Origin of the sequence: Bordetella genomosp. 12, from assembly GCF_002261355.1 — a bacterium.
Lineage (GTDB): Bacteria > Pseudomonadota > Gammaproteobacteria > Burkholderiales > Burkholderiaceae_B > Bordetella.
The window spans coordinates 919,432-944,570 of record NZ_NEVU01000003.1; the positions used below are offsets into that span (position 1 = coordinate 919,432).

Below are 25,139 nucleotides of genomic sequence, written 5' to 3' on the forward strand. Positions count from 1 at the left end.
CATCAACCTCTGCGATCAAAGGCCATCGACGCACATCGATGGCCTTTTTGCTTTGGCTGCGCGTGAATTCCTTTGGAAGATCGCCGGGCCAGGCCGCAGCCGTTCCTCCTTACCGCAACGGCGTGACCGTGCGAAAGAACAGCGATGCGTCAAACGCTTGCTCGACGTGCATGGGGAGGTAGTGGGCAGTCCCGCCCCAGTAGCTGCCACGGACGCTGTTCGCCGATTTCACCCACGAACGAACGTCCTCTTTGCCAAAATCGAGAATGGCACACTCCACACCGGTGGCGGCGAGACGACCATCCAAGGAGTCGAGCTCGGGAGGCGCAAGATGCCTCGTGAGGTTGCCACCATCCTGAACTCGTCCTGTCGCATAGGCCGACCCCAACACAAACAACTGGGAGCCTAGTTCTTGACGCAATGTCTGCCCCAAGGTGGGCGTGCCAGCAGGCGGCTGCCGCGAGACATCGCTGCGCAGATGACCATGGTGAGCAAATACGAAGAGCTTTTTGTCTGCGGCAAGCGCCTGCAGATGGTGCAACAGCATCTCCGCCATCCCCCTCGCTTTTGGCGGCATGTGAGAGCCTTCAGCCAACGGATGCCGCCAGTCCATGCCGGCAAACCGAATCTGCTCATGCTCGGCAGCCTGCGCGTTGTAGTTCCGCATCCATATCAGCAGCTCGCGGTTCTCGTCGAAAGGCTTGTCGCGCCATCGATAGCGGCGATTGGCGGTAAATACGCTTTCGACCAGCTCATCGCTCAATTCGCCCCGCCCCTGAATGTAGGCATCGACGCTTGCGGCGTTGACGGGATGAGTTTCGGCAACCAATAACCGTACGCCGTGATGCCGCACCAGGAAAGCGAAGAGCCGGTTGCGCGCCGCCAGAAACTCATGCACACCGTGCGAACCTTCACCGTACGCGATGACGCGCGCCCGCTCGGTCATATTGCCGATCCGCTGAAGATCATTGCGGCTCAAACCCGGTGTGCACGTCTGCCACGGCACCTCGGCCGCTGCGATGGGCATATGCCATGGCAGCAGCACCCCCGCCCCCACCAAAAATCGACTCAGCCCCGCACGCAGAGATATCGGCAATTGCATACTCGCCATTCTAGTGCGAAAATTGAGAGTGATTACCATTACCGTTTATTGGTTTTAGCCATTTTGTCTGCGCCTGCTCCCGCCCCCTCCACCACCGTCGAGAGTCTCTACTGCGAGCACCATGGGTGGCTGCAGGATTGGTTGCGACTCCGATTGGGAAATCGATTCGATGCTGCCGATCTGGCGCAGGATACCTTCTTGCGCTTGCTCAATCGCGGCGCGCACGTGTCGGCTCGAGAACCCCGTGCATTGCTCACCACGATTGCAAAGGGGGTAGTGGCCAACTTCTATAGGCGCCGGGATCTGGAGAATGCCTATCTGGAGGCGATCGCCCACCTGCCCGTCGCAGACGTTCCCGACGCCGAAACCCGCGCCATATTGCTCGAGGCGCTGGTCGAGATCGACCGCCGACTGGAGTCCATCGGCCAGGTGGCCCGGCGCGCGTTTCTGCTGTCCCAGGTCGATGGCATGAAGCAAACCGATATTGCCCGCGAATTGGGCATCTCTTTGGCGACCGTGCAACGTCACATCGTTCGCGCCGCCCACCAATGTTTCTTCGGCTTGTGACCCCGTTCGACGCTCAAGCCCGCCGAACCCTCGCGCCATGATGCCCGCCTCGCCCCATGACCGCCTGAGCGCGGGCAGCGGCAGCCCGAGCTTGCCCGAAAAAGTGACCATGCAAGCGGTCCGATGGCTGGTGGCACTGCAGGCCGCGGATGCAAATGAGCAGACGCACCGCGCGTGGATGCAGTGGCGCGGCGAGTGCGCCGACCATGAAATGGCATGGCGGCACATTGAGCGCGTTGGCGGCCAATTGCGCGGCAGCCATGCTCCACTGCTATCGGAGACCTTGGTTCGTGCCGGTCAAAAACGGACGAGCCGCCGTCAGGCGCTCAAGGTGCTGTCGATATCCATGCTATCCGCGACTGGCGCCTGGACCTTAGGGCAAACCGTGTTGTGGCAACGTTGGCGGGCCGACTACAGTGCTGACGTCGGCGAGCAACGCCGGATCGCGCTTCCAGATGGCACGGACATGCTGATCAATTCCGGCAGCGCTGTCGACGTGCAATTCAGTCAGGATGAGCGGCTGGTGCGACTGGTCGCAGGTGAGGTGTTCGTCTCGTCTGCCGTCGATCCACAGTCGGTTTCCACGGGCCGATCGCGCCCACTGATTGTTCAAACCGATCAAGGACGGGTACAGGCTTTGGGCACGCAGTTCGCCGTGCGACAGCTGGAAGCAGAAACGGCGGTCAGCATTCTCGAGGGTGCGGTGGCCATTATGCCCGTGAACGCCACATCGGGGCGGCAGGTCTTTCAGCGCGGTGAACAAGTCCAGTTCGGTCGGACGGCTATCTCCAGCGTTACGGCGTTGCGCGCCACGGATCTTGCCTGGTCCACGGGGATGCTGATCGCCCGCGATATGCCTCTGCCGGCATTTCTTTCCGAGCTGTCCCGCTATCGACATGGCTGGCTTCAATGCGACCCTAGCCTTAACGAGCTGAAGATCTCCGGCATTTATCCGCTCCGCGACAGCGACCGTGTGCTCGAAATGGTCGCCGCCACCCACCACCTCGAACTCCGCAGGCGCTCGAAGTATTGGGTATTGGTTGTGCCGCGCGCCGACCAGCCCTCGGCCTAGTTACAAAAAAACAGCGGACGATGCGCTCTTGGTGAGGGCTTTTTCGTTCTCGCGTGGCAACCCTAATAGAACTCATTCATTTGCTTTCCATTAGGGATCTTCATCATGGGCAAGTTGCCTCGCCATGCCACGACGGAGGCCTTGACGCCTTCGGGTACTTTGCGCTTTCCAGCTCTGCTGACACGAGCCCGGTTGATCGGCATCGCTTCGATCATTGCCGCGGCGCCGATCCTGGATGTCCAGGCGCAGCCCGCTGCTGCACGCACCACGCTTACCGTGCCGGCCGGAGATCTGGAGCGTGCGCTGACGGCCTTGGGACAGCAAGGGGGGTTGATGATTTCCTATCGGACCCAGGACGTCGGAGGGCAGCATAGCCCGGGAATCGATGGCGTCTACACGCCTGAAGAGGCATTGACTGCGCTGTTGTCCGGGACCGGACTGCAGGCCATCCGGCAGGACCACGGCGGCTACATCATTCGCCGCGTTCAGCCAGGCGCGCCGGTTGCGGAACTGGAAACCGTGACCGTCACCGGAACCCGGGCTGTCCACGTGACGTCTGAAGACACGGGATCATATGCCGCCAGCGGCACCAGCATTTTCAAAGGCGCGAAATCCCTGCGCGAAATTCCGCAATCCGTGTCGGTACTGACGCGGCAGCAACTCGATGATCGCGACATCAACAGCCTGGAAGACGCGTTACGCGTCATGCCCGGGATCTCGGTTTCAACTTATGGCGGCAATCCCGGAAACAATGGGCTGATCTGGTCGCGTGGCCAGCAAATCGACGCGTATCAATACGACGGCGTCGTGTCATCACTCTCCACGTCGACCGGCGACGGCGGCGGAAGCCAGTCTGACATGGCGATTTATGATCGCGTCGAGCTATTGCGCGGCCCTGCCGGATTGCTGACCGGCGCCGGCCGTCCCAGCGGCACGGTGAATTTGGTGCGCAAACGGCCTCGCAAGGAGTTTGGCGGGTCAGCGGCAATATCGGCGGGATCGTGGGATAACTACCACAGCACGGTCGATGTCACCGGCCCGCTGAATGAGGACGGCTCATTGCGTGGCAGAGCCGTGCTTGCCGGCCAGGACCGCAACTTCTCATACTCGCCCGCATGGAACACGAACTGGACCGCCTATGGCGTGCTCGAGTACGACTTCACGCCCCATACGACTTTGGGCGTGTCCTACACTCGCAGTGAAAATCGCGGCAATAACTGGTGGACGGGGCAGCCCACTTACAGCGACGGCAGGTTTCTTGATATCTCTCGATCGAAGCGGATCGGTGTGGATTGGAACCGCCAGGCGAATCAAAACGATGAGTTTTCCGCAGACCTGACGCATACGTTCGAGAATGAATGGGTCGCCAAGGTAACAGGCCGGTATGCACAGCGGCATAGTCAGTATCTCGAGACCTATCCGACGTCGGCGGTGAATCCAAGCAACGACATGGCGACCTGGTACGCGCGCAAGGGGTCTGGTGAGGATGAGGCGATGGGCATTGATATCAGCCTCTCGGGTCCCTTCGAGCTATTTGGTGCACGGCACGATGCCGTCCTCGGCTACAGCGCCGAACGATACGAATACGATCGGAGTCTGCGCGGCGCCACGATCGGTAGCCGCAACGTGTTCGATCCGGCCATTTCCCGTGCCGACGCGCTGAACCGCCTGTCTTCGTTGACCGCCACTCGAAGTCGCTACAAGGCCGATCAATCAGGCTGGTATGGCATGACGCGTTTTAGCTTGAGCGACTCAGTCAAGCTGATTACCGGCGCTCGCATCAGCGATTACAACGCCCATAGTTGGTCCGCAGCCAATGGATGGAGCAAAAGTCCGAATGAGGCGTCCGGCAGAGTTTCGCCCTATGGCGGCATCGTCTTCGATGTGACCAATCAGGTGTCGCTCTATACCAGCTACGCGGATATTTTCAGGCCGAACACAAACTACGGTAAAGATGGCGTGCTTGCGCCTCGTGTCGGCTGGCAAGTGGAAACCGGCGCGAAGGGAGAGTTCTTCGATGGCCGCCTGAATGCATCGCTCGCCGTGTTCCAGATCCGTGAAAAGAATCAACCGATGCTGGATGCCACCAGCACCGGTTGCGGCCCGACAGCGGGAAGTTGCTATACCTCCGCGGGCTTGACGCGCTCTCGCGGCTGGGAGATGGAAATAAGCGGCAGCCCGATGCCAAATCTGCAGCTCGTTGCAAGCTATACGAACAGCGATGCCATCATTCTGAACGCCGCAAACAAAAGTACGATCGGTCAACGGGTACAGAATGAGTTGCCCAAGCAGACGGCAACATTCTGGGCCTACTACCGCCTGCCCGAAGGACCGCTGGCAGGTCTCAATCTCGGGCTGGGCGCACGCTGGCAGAGCAAGGTCTGGTACGGCACCTCTGCGGAAGAAGCGGCGGGCGTTGCCATACGTCGTCAGGCTCCCTATGTCGTCGTCGATGCGTTGGTCGGTTACCAGTTAACGCCGAGGACCGAGATCTCATTGAACGTCAGAAACCTCTTTGACAAGACGTACTACAGCCGCCTTTCCTACACCTCCTACTACACCACTTATGGCGAGCCGCGTAGTGCGATGCTGACACTGCGCACCCGGTTCTAAACGCAGGTAGTGGCAAGGTCTGCCCGCCCAGCTCATCGCGAAGGTATTGCCGGTGCGCAGGAAGATGCGGGCGCCCCCCCACGCGGGATGGCCAGGCGCAAGCGTGCGCTTGCGCCGTCTCCAAACCGAGAGCGCGAACCGCGGAACCAAGCCTCCTCGCAGCGGCTTGCGTTGGGCCGGCGGCAGGCGACCGCGGGGACCCTGCCGCCCATTGCCCTTGTACTTTTGGGCACTGAAGCGTCCGGCTCAACCCCTACGAAGCCGCAGTGGCCTCGAAAGACGGATCCTCGGCCGCGACGGCTCTTGCCGACTCGGTGGGTGCCGAGAAAAGCGCAATCTCTTTCTTGAAGGCATCCAAGGACAACGACCGATGCCCCGCCCGCCAGACGAGGTGCGTACGCGTGAGCGCGACGTCCGCAGGCAAGGGCAAGATTTTCACCTCAGTCTCCGTATGCACGGCTCGCAGCACGGACCGCGGCACGATGCCGACGCCAGATCCTGCCGCCACGCAGGCCACGATAGCGTGATAAGAGCCCAGTTCCAGGATCCTCGTGGGCATCACCCCGATGGTGGTCAGCCAGCGCTCGAAGATTGTCCGGTAAGAGCAACCCGTAGCAAATGCCACGATAGTGCACCCTTGCAGGTCGCGTGCCGTCTCGACGTGTTTGGCATTTTTCGATGCAATAAGCACGAGGTCTTCCGTAAACATCGGCTGCGTCTCGACGTCGGCCAGCTGAAACGGCTCGGAGACAAACGCGGCTTCGATCTCGTAACGATGGATCCGTGCAATCAGTGCCGTGGACGTGCCGGTCACCATCTCGATCTGGACGTCAGGATAGCGCTGGTGGAACGCTGCCAGCAACGGGGGAAGCCGGGCTGCCGCGGTGCTTTCCAGCGTCCCGATGCGCAGGACGCCTTGCGGCTTGGCTCGTCTCATCGCCAGCTCCGCCTCCGTCGCGATACGTAGCAGCCGGTCGGCATAACCCAGCAACAGCTCGCCTTCAGCTGACGGAGTGAGCTTGCCGCCGTACCGCTGAAATAGCTGGACGCCCAGACGCTCTTCCAGATTCTTGATCCGGGTCGTGACATTCGACGGCACCCGATTGAGATGTGCAGCCGCCTTGACCACGCTGCCGACATCCACGACCGCCTTGAATATCTCGAGTGAATCCAGGTCTATATTTCTCATTTTGAGAATTCGTTAACTCAATAATTCACTTCTCAGAATATCACACAGCGTTTAACGTACCGTCTGCCCAAGCCCAGGCCCAAGGCCGTGGCATTTTCTATTCGGTGACCCTACTTTGCTCATCATCCAAGCTGGCACACCGCCTGACGATATCCGTGCCTCTCAGGGCGACCTGCCCGCGTGGTTTTGCCGTGCGCTGCGCACAACGACCGAAGACGTAGAAATTGTTCGCGTCTTCGAGGGTGAACGATTACCGGCACCACGCGCCGATGTACCGGCGGTGATCACTGGGTCATGGTCCCATGTGACCGAGCAACATCCCTGGAGCCTTGACGTTGCTGCCTGGATTCGCGAAGCCATGGCCATGAACGCCCCGATGTTCGGTGTCTGCTACGGCCACCAACTGATGGCGGCAGCGCTGGGCGGGGAAGTCGGCTTTCACCCGAACGGCCGCGAGATGGGCAGCCGTCGGGTGCGGCTACGCCCTGGCGCTGCCGCTGATCCGCTACTGACCCACTGCCCCGCCGAATTCGTAGCGCATCTGACACACCTGCAAACGGTGCTTCGACTTCCTCATGGCGCACAACTGCTGGCAAGCTCCGATCACGACCCGCACCAGGTCGTCCGCTACGGACCTCATGCCGTGTCTACCCAGTTCCATCCAGAGTTCACGCCAAGCATTGCACGCGCTTGCATCGAACTGCGCGCATCGACCTTGCGTGCCGAAGGTAAGGATCCCGAAGCGATGCTTAGAGGAATCGAAGACGCGCCAGTCGCTCGCGAGATTCTCGAGCGCTTCGTTTCGGTATGGCGATCAACACCAGCAGACGGGAAGTAGCATGAAGATGAGGAAAATCGGCCTGATCGGCGGCATGAGTTTTGAAGGCTCTGCGGTGTACTACCGCAAGATCAACGAAAGCATTGCGAAGCAACTCGGCGGCCTGAACTCAGCGGAAATTCTGCTGGCGTCCGTCAACTTTCAAGACGTCGTCGCCATGCAGAAGTCGAACCGTTGGGAGGATGCGGGCCGACTGCTCGCCGGCGTGGCCCAAAACCTGCGCAATGGCGGAGCCGAATGTGTGATGATCTGTGCCGTGACCATGCATCTGGTAGCCGACGCCGTCGAAAGTGCCACGCCGCTGCCATTCATCCACATCGTGGACGAAGCGGCAAAACGCTTGCAGGCTGCAGGCTGCTCCAAGCCGCTCCTGTTGGCAACGAAATACACGATGGAGAATGGATTCTACCCAGCGCGTATGAAGTCTTACGGCATCGACGTTATCGTGCCCGACGAGACCGGCCGCGTAATGACGCACAACATTATTTTTGAAGAGCTGAGTCTTGGCAAAGTGCTGGACAGCTCTCGCGACATGCTGGTTTCTCTGATCGAGAAAGCCAAGGCACAGGGCGCTGATTCAGTGATTTTCGGCTGCACCGAAATATGCCTGATCCTCGAGACGGACACGTTGCCACTACCGGGTTTTGACTCGGTAGCGATCCATGTCGATGCCGCAGTCGATTTTTCCCTAGGCAAGCGCTAAACGACTGGGAAACTGGCCGCCCTTGGCCAGCCTGGCACGACACCAGCATGTGCCCGCCCGAGGTCATGACATCGCCCATGCCGAACCGGTGTTGGCCCTGGTTCCGCGCTGCCCGCGCGCGGCGTGGCTAGGCTAAGCGCGCGCGCCCCACCGCCTTGCAGGAGCGGCACGTCACAAAAATGTCCAGGCACGCTGCCCCCTCTCTGCCATCGCGCGGGCATAGCGCTCACTTTCACCTCTGGGTGAGCCCGCCTGCGCACTACCGTCTCCGTCCTGGAGATTCCCATGACGGAACGTAAGCGGCTCGGGATAAACCCCGGTGTGAGCAAAAATCGCCCTGGATGCCCAGACCAGACCGCTCGCCGACAACGCTTACGAGAGGGCGATCGCCCGTGGTATTTGCCTGCTGCGGGGTTTTCAGGTTAAAAATCCACGTCCCTAAGAATAAAATTGATTCTCATTTTCTGCGCAACGCCCATGGCGGCTTTGCTGGCAGGGACGACTCTTGTTACGGTCAGATCGTGGACGCGCCCCGTTATTCAACCCCTCCAACGCTGGATGTTCTCTACAGCGACCATCACGCATGGCTCAAGGCTTGGTTGCACCGCCGCCTAGGCAGCGCCGCCGATGCCGCGGATCTGGCGCAAGACGCCTTCTTGCGTCTGCTGCGCAAGCCGGTGCGGCAGGGGTTCAATGGGTATTTCGAGGCACGCGCCTATTTGCGCGCCATGGCCAATGGCATGTGCATCGACCTGTGGCGCCGCCGCGAGGTCGAACAGGCCTGGCTGGATGCGCTGGCGGCGCAACCTCAGGCCTGCGAACCTTCGCCTGAACAACATGCCATCGTGATCGAGACGCTGATGGAGATCGGCGCCATGATGGGCCGTCTGCCACAGAAAGTCGCCGCGGCCTTTTTCATGGCGCAGATCGATGGCATGCCCTATCGCCAGATCGCCCAGGAACTCGCTGTCTCCGAACGCATGATCAAGAAGTACATCGCCCAAGCCATGCTGGAGTGCGCGCTTCTGACGGCAGACCTGGAGCGCTGAGGCCCAGGCCGACCCGCAACGCCGATGCCCCACCACACCGAGCAGACGCTCAAAACCGATTATGAAAGCCTGTCGCACGCGGCACAGTGGTACGCCACGCTGCAGGCTGAAGACGCCTCCGACGCAGATCGGCACGCGTGGCGCGCCTGGCTGGAAGCCTCCGCCAAACACGCTTTGGCCTGGCGCCATATCGAGCAGATCAGCCAGAAGTTCGACCCCTTGCGCACGCAAGGCGGGCGGCAGGCCGCCCTGACCAGCACCCGGATCGTGCGCCAGGCCGCCTCGGGTCGCCGCCGCGCAATGGGCCTGATCGTCACGGGCATCGGCCTGGGCATCATCGGCTGGTCAAGCGGGCGCAACTGGTGGGCCGCCAATATGGCCGACTACCATACCTCGGTCGGGCAACAGCGCGAGCTGACGCTGCCCGATGGCACACGCATCTGGCTCAATACCGACAGCGCCGTCAACGTCCACTACGACGACACCAGCCGCAGCCTGACGCTGGTTGCCGGCGAAATCCTCATCCAGACCGCGCCGGATGCGCGCGGCCGCCCCTTCTTCGTCAATACGTCCTCCGGCCGCCTGCAAGCCCTGGGCACGCGCTTCACGGTCCATCTGCTGGACAAGCAGGTGCAGGTGGATGTGTTTGAGGGTGCGGTGCAGATCCTGACTGCAGCGGGCGCCGAGCGCCGGGTGGATGCCGGCCAGCAGGCCCGCTTTGGCAACGAGAGCATCAGCCCGCCAGGCGAGGCCGCACAGGCACGCCAGGCCTGGAGCCGCGGCATCGTGGTCGCCGACAACGTTCCGCTGAGCCAGCTCATCGACGAACTGAGCCGCTATCGCCGCGGCCACATCAGTGTGGCGCCGGAAGTCGCCGACCTGCGCGTGATGGGCACCTACCCGGCGAATGACTCCGACCGGGCCCTGGCCCTGCTGGAGCAGACCTTGCCCCTGCGGATCCAGCACCCCCTGCCCTGGTGGACGACCGTCGGCCCACGCTAAAGCGTGGTCGCCGCAAAAAAAGTGCGGCGAGCGGTTCCCCTTTGGAAATCTCGTTCGATTTAGGGAGTGAAGAGGTTTCTTCGCTGGTTCGCGCCAGCGATGCGGCCTCATGTTTCTCAACGTTCACGTGAAAAGAACCGCTCCCATGTCCCGCCTTCGTTCAGCCTCTGCTGTGCATGCCCCCCTGGACCGCCGCCGCGTCAGCCCCCCTTCGGCGTTGCGGCCCATGGCCTGCGCCATCCTGTGCGCGCTAGCCGCCACCAGCGCCACCTTTGCATGGGCGCCCCCCGCCGCCGCGCAAGCCGCGGGCTCGGCCGATGCCCCGGTGCGCCACTTCGACATCGCCGCGAACTCCCTGACCGCCGTGTTGAATCAGTTTGGCGAACAGGCGGGCATCTTCCTCACCGGGTCCGCGGAACTGACGCAAGGCAAGACCAGCGCGGGCTTGCGCGGTGCCTATCGCGTGCAGGAAGGCTTGGCCGAAATTCTGCGCGGCACCGGCCTGGACGCGTTCCGGCGCCCGGATGGCAGCTACGGCCTGAATCCCTCGGCCGCGGGAACGGGCGGTGTGACGACGCTCGCCCCTGTGGCGGTTCAGGGCGGCAGTACGGCGGTGTCCGCGCCCTTGCCGCCGGCCTACGCCGGCGGACAGGTCGCGCGCGGCGGCAGGCTGGGCGTGCTGGGCAACAAAGATTTCATGGAAACCCCTTTTAATACGACCAGCTTCACGCAAAAGGCCATCGAGGATGCGCAGGCCCGCAGCCTGGCGGACATCGTGGCCAGCGCTGACCCCTCCGTGCGCACGGGCAGTGGGTCCAGCACCATCGGCGACGGCTTTTCCATCCGCGGATTCAGCTTCGAGAGCGCGGAAGTCGCCTTCAACGGCGTGCTGGGCATGGCCCCGATGTGGCGCGTCATGCCCGAATCGCTCGAACGCATCGAAGTCCTGAAAGGCCCCAATGCCTTTCTGAACGGCGCCACACAGTCGGGCAGCGTGGGCGGGGCCATCAACATCATGCCCAAGCGCGCCGGCGACAAGCCTAACGCCAGCGTGACGGCGGATTACGCGTCGGACAGCCTGGGCGGCGGACATGTCGACCTGGGCCGACGCTTCGGACAGGCCCATGAGTTTGGCATTCGGGTCAATGGCACCTATCGCAACGGCGACCGCGCGCGCGACAACATCGATGAAGAAAGCCATCACGTCGCCGTAGGCCTGGACTACACCGGTGAGCGCCTGCGCCTGGAGTTTGATGCCATCAATCAGCGCCAGGTGGTCCACGGCGCGCAATGGTCACAACCGGCGCTGGCGGCGTCGATCACGGAAGTCCCCTCCGTGCCCTCGGCCAAAAGCAACTGGAGCCAACCCTGGGAGCGCGCCGACGTCGAGGACAAGATCGTCACCGGCAAGGCCGAGTACGACATCACCGATAACCTGACCGTCTACGCGGCGGCGGGCCACAACAAGAGCGATCAGTATTATGTGACCTCACGGGCCACCATCGAAGATCTCTCCGGCACGCTGACGCAGCTGTTCCGCACCCATGCCACGCCGTACGACACCAAGACGACCAACGCGGGTCTGCGCGGCCGCTTCACCACCGGCCCGGTCAGCCACGAGTGGAACTTCAGCCACACCTATTTGCGCAATGAAGTCGGCAACAAGATCGGTACCGTGGTGCCCGGCTCCCTGACTTCCAATTTGTACGACCCGGTCACCGCCCCCGACCCGACGGCGATCAACATGCCCGACGACATTCCCACCACTTCCGAGCGCCGCCTGTCCAGCTTCGCGGTCTCGGATACGCTGGGATTCATGCAGGATCGCGCCTTGCTGACGTTGGGCCTGCGTCGCCAACGCGTGCAGAACCGCAGTTTCGACGGCACCACCGGCGCGGAAACGGCCAACTACGATCAGTTCGCCGTCACGCCCATGGCCGGGGCCCTGTTCAAGATCAACCCCACCGTCTCGGTGTACGCCAACTACATCGAGGGCCTGAGCCCGGGCAGCGCCGCGCCGGCCACCGCCGCCAATGCGGGAGAAGTGTTCGCGCCGTTCAAGTCCCGACAGGTCGAAGCGGGCGTAAAGTTCGACCTGCAGAGCGTGGCCATCACCACCAGCGTGTTTCAGATCCGGCGGGCCAGCGGCGGCCTCGATCCGGTCTCGCTGATCTACGGCATCAACGGCCAGCAACGCAACCGGGGCATCGAGGTCAATGTCTTTGGTGAGCCCTGGCGTGGCCTGCGCGTGCTGGGCGGGGTGGCATACATCGACCCCAAACTCACCCGCGCGGTCAATGCCGCCGAAGAGGGCAATACGGCGCCCAACCAACCCAAGGCGCGCCTTAACCTGTTCGTGGAAAAGGATATCGACGCCCTGCCGGGCCTGGCCTTGAATGCGGGCATGGTGTACTCCAGCTCGCAATACCTGAACGCCACCAATACCTACAAAATCCCGTCATGGACGCGCTTTGACGTGGGTGCGCGCTACCGCATGCGCGTTGCCGAGCACAACCTGACGCTACGCGCCACCGTGCGCAACGTCTTTGACCGCGACTACTGGCAGCAAGGCCTCTATGTCGGCGATCCGCGCACCATTCTGGTGTCGGCCACGCTGGACTTCTGATCCCTCGCACCTGGCACGCGAGCCGCGAGTGACGCCCTGCCGGGCGGCCCCTCGCGGCTTTTTCTTGCCTGCACGCGGCCGGCGCTCAGAGCGCGCGGCCGACGATCAGCGGATCGATGGCCAGGTCCGGGCTGTTGCCACGCCCTTCATAGGGCAGCCGGTTCAGCACATAGCGCATGGCATTGAGCCGCGCACGCTTCTTGCAATCCGACTTGACCACGATCCAGGGCGCGTCAGCCGTGTCCGTATGCGCGAACATGGCTTCTTTGGCGCGCGTGTAATCCTCCCATTTGTCCAGCGAAGCCAGATCCACGGGACTGAGTTTCCACTGTTTGAGGGGGTGCACCTTGCGCTGCTGGAATCGCCGCTTCTGCTCATCGCGACTGACCGAAAACCAGAACTTGACCAAATGGATGCCGCTGCTGACCAGGTGGCGCTCGAAGTCTGGCACCTGACGCAGGAACTCCTGATACTCGTTGTCGCTGCAAAACCCCATGACCCGCTCGACGCCGGCGCGGTTATACCAGGAGCGATCAAAGAGCACGATCTCGCCGGCAGTCGGTAAATGCTGAACATAACGCTGGAAATACCACTGGCCACGCTCCGTGTCGGAGGGTTTTTCCAGCGCCACCACGCGCGCGCCCCGCGGATTGAGGTGCTCCATCAAGCGTTTGATCGCCCCACCCTTGCCCGCCGCGTCGCGGCCCTCAAAGACGATGACCACGCGCTGCCCCGTCGCCTTGACCCAGGCCTGCAACTTGAGCAGTTCGACCTGCAGGCGATACTTCTGCTTCTCGTAGTTCTTGCGCAGCATGCGATGACGATAGGGATAGGCCCCATCGCGCCAATCGCCCGCGAGCTCCAGGTCGGGATTGCGCGGCGTGGGCCGCGCCGCGGCATGCACCAGCGCCTGATGCACGGCCTGGGCATCATCGGGCGACAAGGCCTCGATCACGGTATGCAAGGCATCCTTGGCTTCGCCCTGGGCCTGAACCCGGGCGGCGATATCGGCCATGACCGCCACCGCCTCTTCCCGCGCGGCCAGCATGCGCGATTCGGTCTGCGCGCGCTCGGGATCCAGAATCGGCGCTTCAGGCGGCAACCCGCTGCGGCGCGCCGTGCGGGGACGAGGTTTGTTGGTCATGGGAAAGTATCCTTTTTCGAGGGCAGCAGATCGCAGACCTAAAACATCGCCGAAACAGACGCTTTGCGCAAGCATGCGCCGACATTCCCGCCGCGCCTGGCGCTGCAGGGCGGACCGTCCGGCCGCCTTCGAACGGTTGCCAAATTCGGCAAAGCCATCGACACTAGGTCCGCGCGATGGACGGGCCATCGCTTCTCCCCGTGTCGTGAGGCCTCATGCACCAGTTTATTTCCGAAGTGCTTTTCGGCTACACCACGCTCATCAGCATCATCAATCCCATCGGCCTGTCCTTTATCTTCCTGAACATGACCGCCACCCTCAGTGTCGAGGAACGGCGCAAACTGGCCTACAGCGTCGCGCTGTCATCGTTCTTTGTGCTTCTGGTGGCTTTTTTCCTTGGCTCGCTGGTGCTGCATATGTTCGGCATCACGCTGGAGGCGCTGCGTATCGCCGGCGGCCTGGCGGTTGCGGTGTCGGGCTGGACCATGCTCAACGCGCAGGAAACCCACACCAAGGAAGCCCAATCCGTCCAGCAGATCGCGCCCAGCCAGGCCAGCGAAATGGTGTTTTTCCCGCTGACGGTGCCGCTGACCACCGGCCCCGGCACGGTCGCCGCCGCCATCGCGCTGACCGCCAACCGCACGCAGGAGCTGCGCGAATTCGTGCTCGGCAGCCTATCCTCCCTGGCCATCACGGCCCTGGTGATGGTGTCCATCTACCTGGTGTACAGCCGGGCGGACTCGCTATCGCGATTTCTGGGCGCCGGCGGCACGCGTGTGGTGACCCGTGTATCGGCCTTCCTGCTGCTATGCGTGGGCGTGCAGATCATCCTGACAGGCATCGGGCAGTTCATCCGGCCGCTGCTCGCCAATCCCTGAGGCTTTCAGGCTACTGGAATCGGCCGGATTTGATATTTTTTCGACAAAACAAATACCGGGCCCGGGAAAATACTTCCGGGCCTTTTTTATTCATGCCTTCTGCATGAATTTTGTATACAGTCGATAATGCTAAAACAGCATGCTGCCGCGATCAGCTGTGATCGAATTCCTGAACGGCGATCGCCGTGATGCGCTTGGGTCGCCAGATCTTGCTGGCGTGCTCCAGGCCCTTGCCCTGCTCCAGAAACCGGGCAAATCCCATCGCCTGCTCCACCGTCAAGAACTCATATTTGCGGGCTGCATAGCTGACAGCTCGACCTTCCCGAATGACTTGCAAAACAGCCTCCCTTTGTGACGGACTCATGCTTGAACATATACCACGATTCAAATATGAATCCTGCTATCTGCTTGATGCAATATTCCAGTCCAGGGCATTCGATACAAAAAATATTTCGTATACAAAATATCCCACGAACGGCACAAAATTTGCGGCTAGGATTATTAATCGCAATCCTGCGATCAAAGCCATTGATCTGCGGTGTAAAGCGGTGGCCTTTCTGCCTTGACATGTCTGGCGCGGGGCCGGAATGCGGAAACATCTGCAAACTACCCTCGCTCTGCTCCTGACGCGCGGCGCACAGGCGCGAGCGCCCATGCTGCCGGGCTGTCGGCAGGCGGGCCAGACAATAACGGCAGCTTCGGCCGGAATCTTTAATCCGGGCAGGGTGTGAGGCGTTGGGGCTGATGCGCAGCGGCGCGGCGCGAGGCAAGCGGGCTGCGCCCGGCGTTGCGCGCAGGGTCGAACGGTTCAACCCAAGCGTCGAGCAGCGGCTCCCCCAGGCAAAGACCGGCGTACCTGCCGTGGGCCAAGGGGGAACGGGCATATCCAGGCGGCTGAGTGCGCCCGGACGATGCCGGCGGCCAGCCGGCGCGGGGCCGTGTCAGTCGCGCGCGGCGACCGGCGGCTCGATCCAGAAGAAGCGCTCGCCCTGCTGAATCATGCTGGCGACACCTTCGGGCTCCATCCGAAAATCGGTACCCATCAGCGTGGCGCCGCCATCCTCATGAATGTGGATGATGGCCAGGGGATCTTTTTCCATGGTGTACCAGTAGTACCCAGGCTTGAGGTCGTGAGCGGTCGTCATGCGCGGAAGTATACCGAGAAGCCCGCCAGAATGCTTGCCGGGCCGGCGCGCGGCCGGCTTGGTGATGGAATGTAACCCACCTACCCGGGGATTTGATTTCAGCGCATTTCCAAGTGGGGCAACGCCCTCTGACGTCCGCATGCCGCATTGCAGCATGAACGCCGACCCTGGTTGCGCTTTGTCTCCAATGCAACGCGGACTGGCAGAGCTTGGATGGCAAAAAGATCGAAAATAACTTCGACGCAATTCAAGACTGCATAGGCAGCAAAGGCAGGTGAATCATGAAGAAATGGATACTGGCCAGTTTAGGAGCCGCCACCTTGGCGCTGTCTTCGGCGGCCATGGCTCACGTCGACATCGGTGTGTCCATCGGCATTCCCGGTATCGCGATAGCCCCGGCTCCGGTATACGTGGCGCCGCCGCCTCCCGTTTACATGGCGCCGCCCCCGGTTTACGTCGCACCGCCTCCGGCTGTTTATGTTGCCCCGCCGCCGCGTTACTACGGCCCGCCCCCGGTCTACGGCCGTCCGGTGGTCGTCCCCGCTCCGGGTTATTACGGCGGCCCGCATTGGCATGGCGGTCCGCGCCATCACGGACCGCCGCCTCCGCCACGGGGACACTGGCGACGCAATTGAGCACAAGCCCCAGGCAAAAAGAAGCCGCCCTTTTGGGCGGCTTCTTTTTGCCTGCATACAACCAGATCAGGCAGCAGCCTGAACCGGTTTAACGGGCATGGAGACAGCCGCCTCTTGCGAGGACGGTTGCCGTGCTGCGTCGCGCATGGCGTCGAGCCAGCGGCGCGGGGTGCTGGTGTTCTTCCACCAGCCATTATGCGGTCGCATGTGCAAACTCCGGTTCACCATTAAAACGGACACCATTGATCTTCGAAAAGATCTCCTGGCTGCCTACTTCAGCCTCACTGAGACTGCGATAGGAAGACAGATTAGGAAGATCCCATGCTTTTTCCGGAGCCGTACCGCCTACGCGACGGGTCCATATCCGCACACCGAAAGACTGTCCCTCGCTGGGGATCACGGTGCAACGAACGCGAAAATCGCCAATCATTCGTGAAGTCATGGTTAGCTTCCTCTATTGAAATGAAGGGACACGAGGCCAAGCAGACATATTGTGCCGCAAGATGCGGCCCTTTTAATCACTCATTCACATTTGTTCACATCAATAGTGCCATGCGAACAATAATCCCCCAAAGCTACAGAATGATTTCCGCTCTTATGACAAACTGTGACAATGGCCCCATAGCTGGAATAAACCCCAAAACAAAAAACCTGGCTGCGAGCCAGGTTTTTTGTTTGCCATACTGAAAAATCAGGGTTTCAGCGCTTCAATGCCGCCCATGTAAGGGCGCAATACTTCCGGAACCACCACGCTGCCATCGGCCTGCTGGTAGTTTTCCAGCACCGCGACCAGGGCGCGCCCGACGGCAAGGCCAGAACCATTGAGCGTATGCACGAACTCAGGCTTGCTCTTGGCATCGGCGCGAAAGCGGGCCTGCATGCGGCGGGCCTGGAAACTTTCGCAATTCGAGACCGACGAAATCTCGCGCCAGGTATTTTGCGCCGGCAACCAGACCTCCAGATCATAAGTTTTGGCCGCGCCAAAACCCATGTCGCCGGTGCACAGCAGCATGACACGGTACGGCAGGCCCAGGCCACGCAGCACGGCCTCGGCATGGCCGACCATGGACTCCAGGGCCTCATAGGATTGATCGGGCTGAACCACCTGCACCATTTCGACCTTGTCGAACTGGTGCTGCCGGATCATGCCGCGCGTGTCACGCCCGCCACTGCCCGCCTCGGAACGAAAGCAAGGCGTGTGGGCCGTCATGCGCAAGGGCAGATCCGCCCCCGGTACGATGCTGTCGCGCACGAAGCTGGTCAGCGTGATTTCGGAGGTGGAGATCAGGTACTGATCCTCACGCACATAGGCCTTGCCATGCTCATCGACCTTGGGATCGTCATCGCCGCCCCCTTTGGTCACGAAGAACATATCGTCCTTGAACTTGGGCAATTGCCCCGTGCCAAAGAGCGTCGAGCTATTGACGATATACGGCGTGTAGCACTCGGTGTAGCCATGCTCGCCGGTCTGCAGATCGAGCATGTACTGTGCCAGCGCCCGATGCAGCCTGGCCATCTGGCCGCGCATGAAGGAAAACCGGGCGCCCGAAAGCTTGGCGGCCGTATCGAAATCCAGCCCCAGCGGTTCACCCACGGCCACGTGATCGCGAGGCTCGAAACCCAGGCCGGCGGGGTTACCGTCGGCATTGGCCGGGCCCGGCAGCCAACGCCGGACTTCGACGTTGTCGTCGCTGTCGGCGCCGACCGGGACACTGGCGTGCGGCAAATTGGGCACCGACATCAGCAGCTCGTTGAGCTGCTGCTGCAGCATGGCCAGATCTTCCTCCAACTGCTTGACCTTGCCGGGCAAGGCCTGCGACTCCGCCATCACGGCCGATGCGTCCTCGCCCTTGGCCTTGAGCTGGCCGATCTGCTTGGCCAGGGCATTGCGGCGCGCCTGCAGGGACTCCGTCTCGGTCTGCACCGACTTGCGGCGAGACTCCAGATCGTTGAACCGTTCCGTGTCGAACGCGACGCCTCGGCTCTGGAGGCGGTCTACGACGGTTTGCAGGTCTTTGCGCAGCAGTATCGGATCTAGCATGGTGATGGTGATTGAGTTAAGACACACGCCAGCGGCCTATCAGCCCTGGCGCCTTGGTCGCGCGCGCCTGAACCCGCAAGGGACTCAGGCGGCGACGGGGAGATTCTACCCTCCCACAGTGTAAGCCCCTGACGCCGGGCTAACGTTTCTTCTCGCGCGCCTGCGCATCCAGCTCGCGCAAAAAAGCCAGTTTCTGCTGGATCTTGGCTTCCAGCCCGCGGTCGGTCGGCTTGTAGAAGCGCGGCCTGAGACCGTCGGGGAAATAGCTCTCACCCGCCGCGTAAGCGTGCGGTTCATCGTGCGCATAGCGATAGGCGTGACCGTGCCCCAGCTGCTTCATCAGCTTGGTCGGCGCATTGCGCAGGTGCATGGGCACAGGCGCGCTACCGTGCTCGGCGGCAAACTTGCGGGCGGCGTTATAGGCGTTGTAGACGGCATTGGACTTGGCCGCGCAGGCCAAATAAACCACGGCCTGCGCCAGCGCGAGCTCTCCCTCGGGCGAACCCAGGCGCTCATAGATGTCGGCGCCCTGCACCGTCAGCTCGGTCGCCCTGGGGTCGGCCAGGCCGATGTCCTCGACGGCCATGCGCACCAGCCGCCGTGACAAATACTTCGGGTCCGCGCCACCGTCGAGCATGCGCGCAAACCAATACAACGCGGCGTCCGGATCCGAGCCCCGCACGGCTTTGTGCAAGGCGCTGATCTGATCATAGAACGCATCACCGCCCTTATCGAAGCGGCGCAGATTCTGCGATAGCGAAATCTCGAGCCAGGCCGCATCGACGGTCTCGCGCCCGGCCGACTCGGCCGATTCGGCCACGACCTCCACCGCGCTGATCACCCGCCGCGCATCGCCATCGGCCCAGGCGGCAAGCTGCTCGCGCGCGGTCTGGTCGAAATGCACCGGCTGCTCCGGGCGGCTTTCGTTGAAAGCGGCCACGGCCCGGTCCACCAACAGCATGAGCTCCTCGGCGCTCAGCGATTGCAGCACATACACGCGTGCCCGCGACAGCAAAGCCGAGTTGACTTCGAAGGAGGGATTTTCGGTGGTCGCGCCGATGAAGGTGAACAAGCCGCTTTCCACATAGGGCAGGAAAGCATCCTGTTGGGCCTTATTGAAACGGTGGACCTCATCGACGAAGAGAATGGTCCGGCGGCCCTGCCCCTGCGCGATCTGCGCCGTGGTCACGGCGTCACGAATATCCTTGACGCCGCCCAACACGGCCGAGATGGCGATGAACTGCGCGTCGAAACCGTCCGCCATCAAGCGCGCCAGGGTGGTTTTGCCCACCCCCGGCGGCCCCCAGAAAATCATCGAATGCGGCCGGCCCGACTCGAAGGCCACGCGCAGCGGCTTATCCGGCCCCAACAAATGCGACTGCCCCACCACATCGGCCAGGGTGCGCGGCCGCAAGCGCTCGGCCAGGGGCACATAGGGGCGATGGGCGGGGTCGGCGGAGAACAGATCGTTGCTCATAGCGGCAGAAAACAGAGGGACGGCGTCCAGGCAGCCATTACACCATGACTGCCGGCTCCACCCTGCCGGCCCGCGCCCGGCGCCTACATTTTGACGACGTCAACGCCCTTGGGCGCATGGAACTGGAACTCGGAGGCCGGCAGACTGGGATTGGCCTGGATGCGGGAGAGCTCGACACGGGTCGTCTGCCCAAAGGCATCCAGAAGTTCGATGCGGGCGGGCAGATCGCCATTCATGCCGATATCGACTTGCGAAAACCCGGCGTCGGCATTGCGCGGCTTGGCGCGCAGCCATTGCAGCCCGTCGCGGTCCGGCAAGGCGCTGACATTAAAGGCCTGCTCCAGATCGCCCGAACCGAACAAAATGGCCGCAGGCGACGTACCGATGGCCTGATCCACCTTGCGCACGGTCACCTGGGCAAGATCGGGATCGTACTGATAGACCTGCTGGCCGTCGGAAATGACGAGCTGTTCATAGGGCTGGGAGACCGCCCATTTGAATTTGCCCGGACGCTGAAAAGCGAACACACCGCTTTGGGCAGGCTGGGTGCGGCCCTGCGGACCAACCGTTGCCTGGGTGAAACTGCCGGTGGCGCCCTGCACCTTGGCCACGAAGGCCTTGAGTTGATCTTGCGCGCCGGCGGCCAGCGCCAGCGCAGGTGAAGCCGCCAGCAGCGTTACCGCGGCCAGGCGGCTGAAAAAATGTCGGGTCATCAAGCTTCCTCTCGGGCGGGTGCCAGGATCTCACGATTGCCATTGGATTGCATGGCAGACACCATACCTGCCTGCTCCATTTGTTCGAGTAACCGTGCGGCACGGTTGTAACCGATGCGCAAATGGCGCTGCACCAGCGAGATCGAGGCGCGCCGATGCTTGAGCACCACTTCGCAGGCCTGATCGTACATGGGGTCGGATTCGGCATCCGCCATGCCCGTCACACTGCTCACGCCATCGCCGGTCTCGCCTTCGGCGCCGCCCTCGAGCAGGCCCTCGACATAATTGGGCTCACCCTGGCTGCGCAGGTACTCGACCACGCGGTGGACCTCATCATCATGAACGAAAGCGCCATGGACCCGGACCGGCAGGCCGGTGCCCGGCGGCATGTACAGCATGTCGCCCTGGCCCAGCAGCGTTTCGGCGCCCATCTGATCAAGAATGGTGCGCGAATCGATCTTGGACGACACCTGGAAGGCGATGCGCGTCGGGATATTGGCTTTGATCAGGCCGGTAATGACGTCCACGCTGGGGCGCTGGGTCGCCAGCACGAGGTGGATGCCCGCCGCGCGCGCCTTCTGCGCCAGGCGGGCGATGAGCTCTTCGATTTTCTTGCCCACCACCATCATCAGATCGGCCAGCTCGTCGATCACCACCACGATATGCGGCAGGGGCGCGAGCGGCTCGGGCTGATCCGGCGTGAGCGAAAAGGGGTTGGGGATGGGCTCTTCGCGCTTGATCGCATCGCGGATCTTGGTGTTGTAGCCCGCCAGATTACGCACGCCCATCTTGCTCATGAGGCGATAGCGCTTCTCCATTTCGCCCACGCACCAGTTCAGCGCGTTGGCCGCCTGGCGCATGTCGGTCACCACCGGCGAGAGCAGATGCGGAATCCCTTCGTAGACGCTCATTTCGAGCATCTTGGGATCGATCAGAATGACCCGGGTATGCGTGGCATCGGCCTTATACAGCAGCGAGAGAATCATCGCGTTGATACCGACGGACTTGCCCGAACCGGTCGTGCCCGCCACCAGCAGGTGGGGCATCTTGGCCAGATCGGCCACCACCGGATTGCCGGCAATGTCCTTGCCCAGCGCCATGGTCAACACGGAACTGCTCGCGTGATAGGTCTGCGATCCCAGGATTTCCGACAGCTTGACCATCTGGCGCCGCGGATTGGGCAGCTCCAGCCCCATCAGATTCTTGCCGGGGATGGTCTCGACCACGCGGATGCTCACCAGGCTGAGCGCGCGCGCCAGATCCTTGGCGAGGTTGACGATCTGGCTGCCCTTGACCCCGGTGGCCGGCTCGATTTCGTAGCGGGTGATGACCGGACCGGCCTGAGCCGCCACCACGGTCACGGAGACGCCGAAGTCCGCCAGCTTTTTCTCGATGAGGCGCGAGGTGAACTCGATCGTCTCGGCCGAGACCGTCTCCTGGCTGGGAGGCGGCATGTCCAGCAGGCTGATGGCCGGCAGATCGCCCTCGCCGGCCGGCGGCAGAAACAGGGTTTGCTGCTTTTCTTTCTCGACCCGATCCGAACGCGGCACCACGGTGATGGCCGGCTCGATGCGCACCGGCTGCTCATGCACCAGTTTTTCCTGCTTGGCGGCGACCTGTTCGGTGCGCTCGGTTTTGGCGACCTCGCCGACCCGGCGGTCTTCGCGCGCGGTGTAGGAGTCGCGCACCTTGCGCACCAGGCCTTCCATCCAGCCGCCCACGCGCTCGGCGGCCTGCAACCAGGAAAACGAGAAGAACAAGGACAGGCCGATCGCGACCATGACCAACAGAATCAACGTGCTGCCGGTAAAGCCCACCGCCAGCTTGAGCTGCGCGGCCAGCACCTGGCCGATGACCCCGCCCGCGCCGCTGGCGCCATCGGTGCCGCCCGGCAGATGCATGCCCCAGCTATACAGCCGCAGCGCCTCCAGGCCCAGCGACCCGACCAGCAGCAAGGCAAAGCCGATGCCCTCTTCCCAGCGCACGCGCGGCAAGACGTCCGCGGGCTTGCCATTGGCCGCGCGCAGGTGGGACGCCAGACGGTGGTAGCCGGCCCGCACCCGGTGCAGCAGCAGGATCACCCACCACCAGGCGGAAAAGCCGAACAGATAGAGCAGGATATCGGCCAAATAAGCGCCAAGCGCCCCGCCCTTGTTGTGCAGGCTTTCGCTCGAGACCGAATGCGACCAGCCTGGATCGGCCGGACTCCAGGTCAGCAGCACCAGCGTCAGCCAGGCGGCCAGAGCGGCAAACAGAATCCAGCGGGCCTCGCGCAGCAATGCGGAAATCCGCGTCTGCAGGGCAGAGGGCCCGTTACGGGTGTTGCGCGATGCGCGCGAAGAGACATTGGAAATCCGGGGCATGCGCCTCATTATAATTGCGTGTCACCCTAAAAATAGCTGCCATGTCCACGCCTAAACACGCCAAAGTACTTATCCTCGGTTCCGGCCCGGCCGGCTACACCGCTGCGGTCTATGCCGCCCGCGCCAATCTGCAGCCTTTGCTGGTCACCGGGCTGGCCCAGGGCGGCCAGTTGATGACCACCACCGAGGTGGACAACTGGCCCGCCGATGTCGACGGCGTCCAGGGTCCGGCCCTGATGGAGCGCTTCCAGAAGCACGCCGAGCGATTCAACACCGAAATCGTTTTCGATCACATTGCAAAAGTAGACTTTTCGCAACGACCTTTTACGCTGACCGGCGATACCGGCAACGTTTACACCTGCGATTCCCTCATCATTGCCACGGGCGCCTCGGCCAAATACCTCGGCCTGCCCTCGGAAGAGCAGTTCATGGGCCGCGGCGTGTCGGGCTGCGCGACGTGCGACGGCTTTTTCTATCGCAACCAGGATGTGGTGGTGATCGGCGGCGGCAATACCGCCGTCGAAGAAGCCCTGTATCTGTCCAATATCTGCCGCAAAGTCACCCTGATCCATCGCCGCGACAAGTTCCGCGCCGAACCCATCCTGGTCGACAAGCTCATGGACAAGGTCGCCAACGGCAATATGGAGTTGCGCGTCTTCAGCACTCTCGAGGAAGTCCTGGGAGACGACAGCGGCGTGACTGGCGTGCGCATCCGCCATGTAGAGACCGGCGCCACGGAAGACCTGGCCGCCATGGGCTGCTTCGTGGCCATCGGCCACCAGCCCAACACGGGCATCTTCGCCGGCCAGCTCGACATGAAGGACGGCTATATCGTCACGCGCAGCGGCCTCAACGGGCTGGCCACCATGACCTCGGTGCCCGGTGTCTTCGCCGCCGGCGACGTGCAGGATCACGTCTACCGCCAAGCCATCACCAGCGCCGGCACGGGCTGCATGGCCGCTCTCGACGCTCAACGGTGGTTGGAGAATGCGGGGAACTAAGCTCGGTCTGGCCGACCTCAAAAAGCTGCAGAAAGACGTCCAGCAGCAGCAGGCCGACGCGCAGCGGCGCGAACGCGAGGCTCAGGCTGCCCGGGCGCGGGCGGCCGCCCCCGATGACGTGACCGCCTTCCGGCGCGCCATGGGCCAGGCCACGCCCATCAAGGCCTGCCAGAAAGTCGTGCATGCGCATCAGGCTGCGATTTCGCCCGCCATTGCGCAACGCCGCGCATCGGCCACCGGCGAGGCGGCCACGCGTGCGGATCAAGGCGTGTCCGACGGCGGTGACATCGCGCCACTGCTGTCCGAAAACGGCACGGCCTTCGTGCGCCATGACGCCGCGCCCGATACCGCGCGCAATCTCAAGCGGGGGCAATGGCGCGCCGGCGCCGAAGTCGATCTGCACGGCCTGCGGGTCGAACAGGCCCGCCACGCGGTATTGTCCTTTCTGGACGAGTGCCTCGAACACGGCATCCGCTGTGTGCGCATCGTGCATGGCAAAGGCTATGGCTCGCAGGGGCTGGAGCCCGTGCTCAAAGACAAGGTCCGCACCTGGCTCGTCCAGAAGAAAGAAGTCATGGCGTTTTCCGAAGCGTCCGAACGCGAGGGCGGCGCGGGCGCCCTGCTGGTCCTCATGCGCACCGAGACGCCCGCATGAAATGGGTCTTCCTGGCCGTGGCCATCGCCGCCGAGATCGTCGCCACCAGCGCGCTGAAGGCCAGCGATGGCTTCTCGCGCCTGCTGCCGTCGATCATCACCGTCGCCGGCTACATGGTGTCGTTCTACTTCCTGTCGCTGACCCTGCGCGAGTTACCCGTGGGCATCGCCTATGCCGTCTGGTCGGGCGTGGGCATCGTGGCCATCTCGCTGATCGGCGTGTTCCTGTTCCAACAGACGCTGGACCTCGCCGCCATCCTGGGCATCGTGCTCATCGTGGCCGGGGTCATCGTGATGAACGTGTTTTCCAAGTCTGTCGGCCACTGA

At 62.5% G+C, this 25,139-nt stretch carries 24 protein-coding genes; 13 read left to right on the plus strand and 11 right to left on the minus strand.

Annotated elements, in window-relative coordinates; all coding sequences use genetic code 11:
• Positions 1 to 109 precede the first annotated feature (109 nt).
• Positions 110 to 1,102: an erythromycin esterase family protein gene (locus CAL22_RS16410; protein ID WP_244193912.1), complete on the minus strand. Its 993-nt coding sequence runs from the start codon at positions 1,100 to 1,102 to the stop codon at positions 110 to 112.
• A 63-nt stretch (positions 1,103 to 1,165) separates the two neighbouring features.
• On the opposite strand from CAL22_RS16410, the gene CAL22_RS16415 reads away from it, so the two are divergent.
• The 3 genes from CAL22_RS16415 to CAL22_RS16425 all read left to right on the plus strand — a co-directional run bounded on the left by CAL22_RS16415 (position 1,166) and on the right by CAL22_RS16425 (position 5,354).
• Positions 1,166 to 1,669 (plus strand): sigma-70 family RNA polymerase sigma factor, encoded by a 504-nt coding sequence (locus CAL22_RS16415; RefSeq protein WP_244193913.1) that lies wholly within the window; start codon positions 1,166 to 1,168, stop codon positions 1,667 to 1,669.
• A 37-nt stretch (positions 1,670 to 1,706) separates the two neighbouring features.
• Positions 1,707 to 2,741 carry a FecR domain-containing protein gene (locus tag CAL22_RS16420; protein WP_094815055.1) on the plus strand — a complete coding sequence of 345 codons (1,035 nt, stop codon included), beginning with the start codon at positions 1,707 to 1,709 and terminating at the stop codon, positions 2,739 to 2,741.
• A 105-nt stretch (positions 2,742 to 2,846) separates the two neighbouring features.
• Positions 2,847 to 5,354, plus strand: a complete 2,508-nt coding sequence (locus CAL22_RS16425; RefSeq protein ID WP_094815056.1) for a TonB-dependent siderophore receptor — start codon at positions 2,847 to 2,849, stop codon at positions 5,352 to 5,354.
• A gap of 253 nt (positions 5,355 to 5,607) precedes the next feature.
• On the opposite strand, the gene CAL22_RS16430 is transcribed toward CAL22_RS16425, so the two are convergent.
• Positions 5,608 to 6,543: a LysR family transcriptional regulator gene (locus CAL22_RS16430; RefSeq protein WP_094815058.1), complete on the minus strand. Its 936-nt coding sequence runs from the start codon at positions 6,541 to 6,543 to the stop codon at positions 5,608 to 5,610.
• 115 nt (positions 6,544 to 6,658) lie between these two features.
• Here CAL22_RS16430 and CAL22_RS16435 point away from each other — a divergent pair, with 115 nt between their 5' ends.
• From CAL22_RS16435 to CAL22_RS16455, 5 genes are all read left to right on the plus strand, one after another.
• On the plus strand, positions 6,659 to 7,381 hold the full coding sequence (locus CAL22_RS16435; RefSeq protein WP_094815060.1) for a glutamine amidotransferase: 723 nt from the start codon (positions 6,659 to 6,661) through the stop codon (positions 7,379 to 7,381).
• Between the two features lies 1 nt (position 7,382).
• The gene (locus CAL22_RS16440) at positions 7,383 to 8,084 is read left to right on the plus strand and encodes an aspartate/glutamate racemase family protein (RefSeq protein WP_094815062.1); all 702 of its coding nucleotides are present in this window, start codon (positions 7,383 to 7,385) and stop codon (positions 8,082 to 8,084) included.
• Between the two features lie 521 nt (positions 8,085 to 8,605).
• On the plus strand, positions 8,606 to 9,133 hold the full coding sequence (locus CAL22_RS16445) for a sigma-70 family RNA polymerase sigma factor (RefSeq protein ID WP_244193914.1): 528 nt from the start codon (positions 8,606 to 8,608) through the stop codon (positions 9,131 to 9,133).
• A 24-nt stretch (positions 9,134 to 9,157) separates the two neighbouring features.
• Positions 9,158 to 10,135, plus strand: coding sequence for a FecR domain-containing protein (locus CAL22_RS16450; RefSeq protein WP_094815066.1), 978 nt, complete (start codon positions 9,158 to 9,160; stop codon positions 10,133 to 10,135).
• A 145-nt stretch (positions 10,136 to 10,280) separates the two neighbouring features.
• Positions 10,281 to 12,761, plus strand: a complete 2,481-nt coding sequence (locus CAL22_RS16455) for a TonB-dependent receptor (RefSeq protein WP_167383663.1) — start codon at positions 10,281 to 10,283, stop codon at positions 12,759 to 12,761.
• Positions 12,762 to 12,846: 85 nt separating this feature from the next.
• Here the strand turns inward: CAL22_RS16455 and ppk2 are convergent, their stop codons facing one another.
• Positions 12,847 to 13,905, minus strand: a complete 1,059-nt coding sequence (gene ppk2 / locus CAL22_RS16460; RefSeq protein ID WP_244193915.1) for a polyphosphate kinase 2 — start codon at positions 13,903 to 13,905, stop codon at positions 12,847 to 12,849.
• A gap of 215 nt (positions 13,906 to 14,120) precedes the next feature.
• Between ppk2 and CAL22_RS16465 the strand changes: the two genes are divergently transcribed.
• Positions 14,121 to 14,783 carry a MarC family protein gene (locus CAL22_RS16465; protein ID WP_094815071.1) on the plus strand — a complete coding sequence of 221 codons (663 nt, stop codon included), beginning with the start codon at positions 14,121 to 14,123 and terminating at the stop codon, positions 14,781 to 14,783.
• A gap of 151 nt (positions 14,784 to 14,934) precedes the next feature.
• Here the strand turns inward: CAL22_RS16465 and CAL22_RS16470 are convergent, their stop codons facing one another.
• Entirely contained in the window at positions 14,935 to 15,147 is a 213-nt protein-coding gene (locus CAL22_RS16470) for a hypothetical protein (protein ID WP_244193916.1), read from the minus strand.
• 577 nt (positions 15,148 to 15,724) lie between these two features.
• On the minus strand, positions 15,725 to 15,928 hold the full coding sequence (locus tag CAL22_RS16475; RefSeq protein WP_167383624.1) for a hypothetical protein: 204 nt from the start codon (positions 15,926 to 15,928) through the stop codon (positions 15,725 to 15,727).
• Positions 15,929 to 16,209: 281 nt separating this feature from the next.
• On the opposite strand from CAL22_RS16475, the gene CAL22_RS21365 reads away from it, so the two are divergent.
• Positions 16,210 to 16,563, plus strand: a complete 354-nt coding sequence (locus CAL22_RS21365; RefSeq protein ID WP_094815074.1) for a virulence factor — start codon at positions 16,210 to 16,212, stop codon at positions 16,561 to 16,563.
• A 66-nt stretch (positions 16,564 to 16,629) separates the two neighbouring features.
• Here CAL22_RS21365 and CAL22_RS21175 read toward each other — a convergent pair whose 3' ends face one another.
• The 6 genes from CAL22_RS21175 to CAL22_RS16505 all read right to left on the minus strand — a co-directional run bounded on the left by CAL22_RS21175 (position 16,630) and on the right by CAL22_RS16505 (position 23,157).
• Positions 16,630 to 16,770, minus strand: a complete 141-nt coding sequence (locus CAL22_RS21175; protein ID WP_167383664.1) for a hypothetical protein — start codon at positions 16,768 to 16,770, stop codon at positions 16,630 to 16,632.
• The gene (locus CAL22_RS16485) at positions 16,757 to 17,005 is read right to left on the minus strand and encodes a hypothetical protein (protein WP_094815076.1); all 249 of its coding nucleotides are present in this window, start codon (positions 17,003 to 17,005) and stop codon (positions 16,757 to 16,759) included. Before CAL22_RS16485 ends, CAL22_RS21175 begins: the two co-directional genes overlap by 14 nt.
• Positions 17,006 to 17,254: 249 nt before the next feature.
• Positions 17,255 to 18,604 carry a serine--tRNA ligase gene (gene serS / locus CAL22_RS16490; protein ID WP_094815078.1) on the minus strand — a complete coding sequence of 450 codons (1,350 nt, stop codon included), beginning with the start codon at positions 18,602 to 18,604 and terminating at the stop codon, positions 17,255 to 17,257.
• A gap of 139 nt (positions 18,605 to 18,743) precedes the next feature.
• Positions 18,744 to 20,081, minus strand: coding sequence for a replication-associated recombination protein A (locus CAL22_RS16495; RefSeq protein ID WP_094815080.1), 1,338 nt, complete (start codon positions 20,079 to 20,081; stop codon positions 18,744 to 18,746).
• An 83-nt stretch (positions 20,082 to 20,164) separates the two neighbouring features.
• Entirely contained in the window at positions 20,165 to 20,794 is a 630-nt protein-coding gene (gene lolA / locus CAL22_RS16500) for an outer membrane lipoprotein chaperone LolA (protein ID WP_094815082.1), read from the minus strand.
• Complete coding sequence (locus CAL22_RS16505; protein ID WP_094815084.1) at positions 20,794 to 23,157, minus strand: DNA translocase FtsK; 2,364 nt, start codon at positions 23,155 to 23,157, stop codon at positions 20,794 to 20,796. The genes lolA and CAL22_RS16505 overlap by 1 nt, the downstream gene beginning before the upstream one ends.
• Positions 23,158 to 23,198: 41 nt before the next feature.
• Between CAL22_RS16505 and trxB the strand changes: the two genes are divergently transcribed.
• Genes trxB through CAL22_RS16520 form a run of 3 tightly spaced genes read left to right on the plus strand, consistent with a single transcriptional unit; the run spans position 23,199 to position 25,139 of the window.
• A complete protein-coding gene (gene trxB, locus CAL22_RS16510) occupies positions 23,199 to 24,158 on the plus strand; it encodes a thioredoxin-disulfide reductase (protein ID WP_094815086.1) in 960 nt (319 codons plus the stop codon).
• Positions 24,145 to 24,813, plus strand: a complete 669-nt coding sequence (locus CAL22_RS16515) for a Smr/MutS family protein (RefSeq protein WP_094815088.1) — start codon at positions 24,145 to 24,147, stop codon at positions 24,811 to 24,813. Before trxB ends, CAL22_RS16515 begins: the two co-directional genes overlap by 14 nt.
• Entirely contained in the window at positions 24,810 to 25,139 is a 330-nt protein-coding gene (locus tag CAL22_RS16520; RefSeq protein WP_094815090.1) for a DMT family transporter, read from the plus strand. Before CAL22_RS16515 ends, CAL22_RS16520 begins: the two co-directional genes overlap by 4 nt.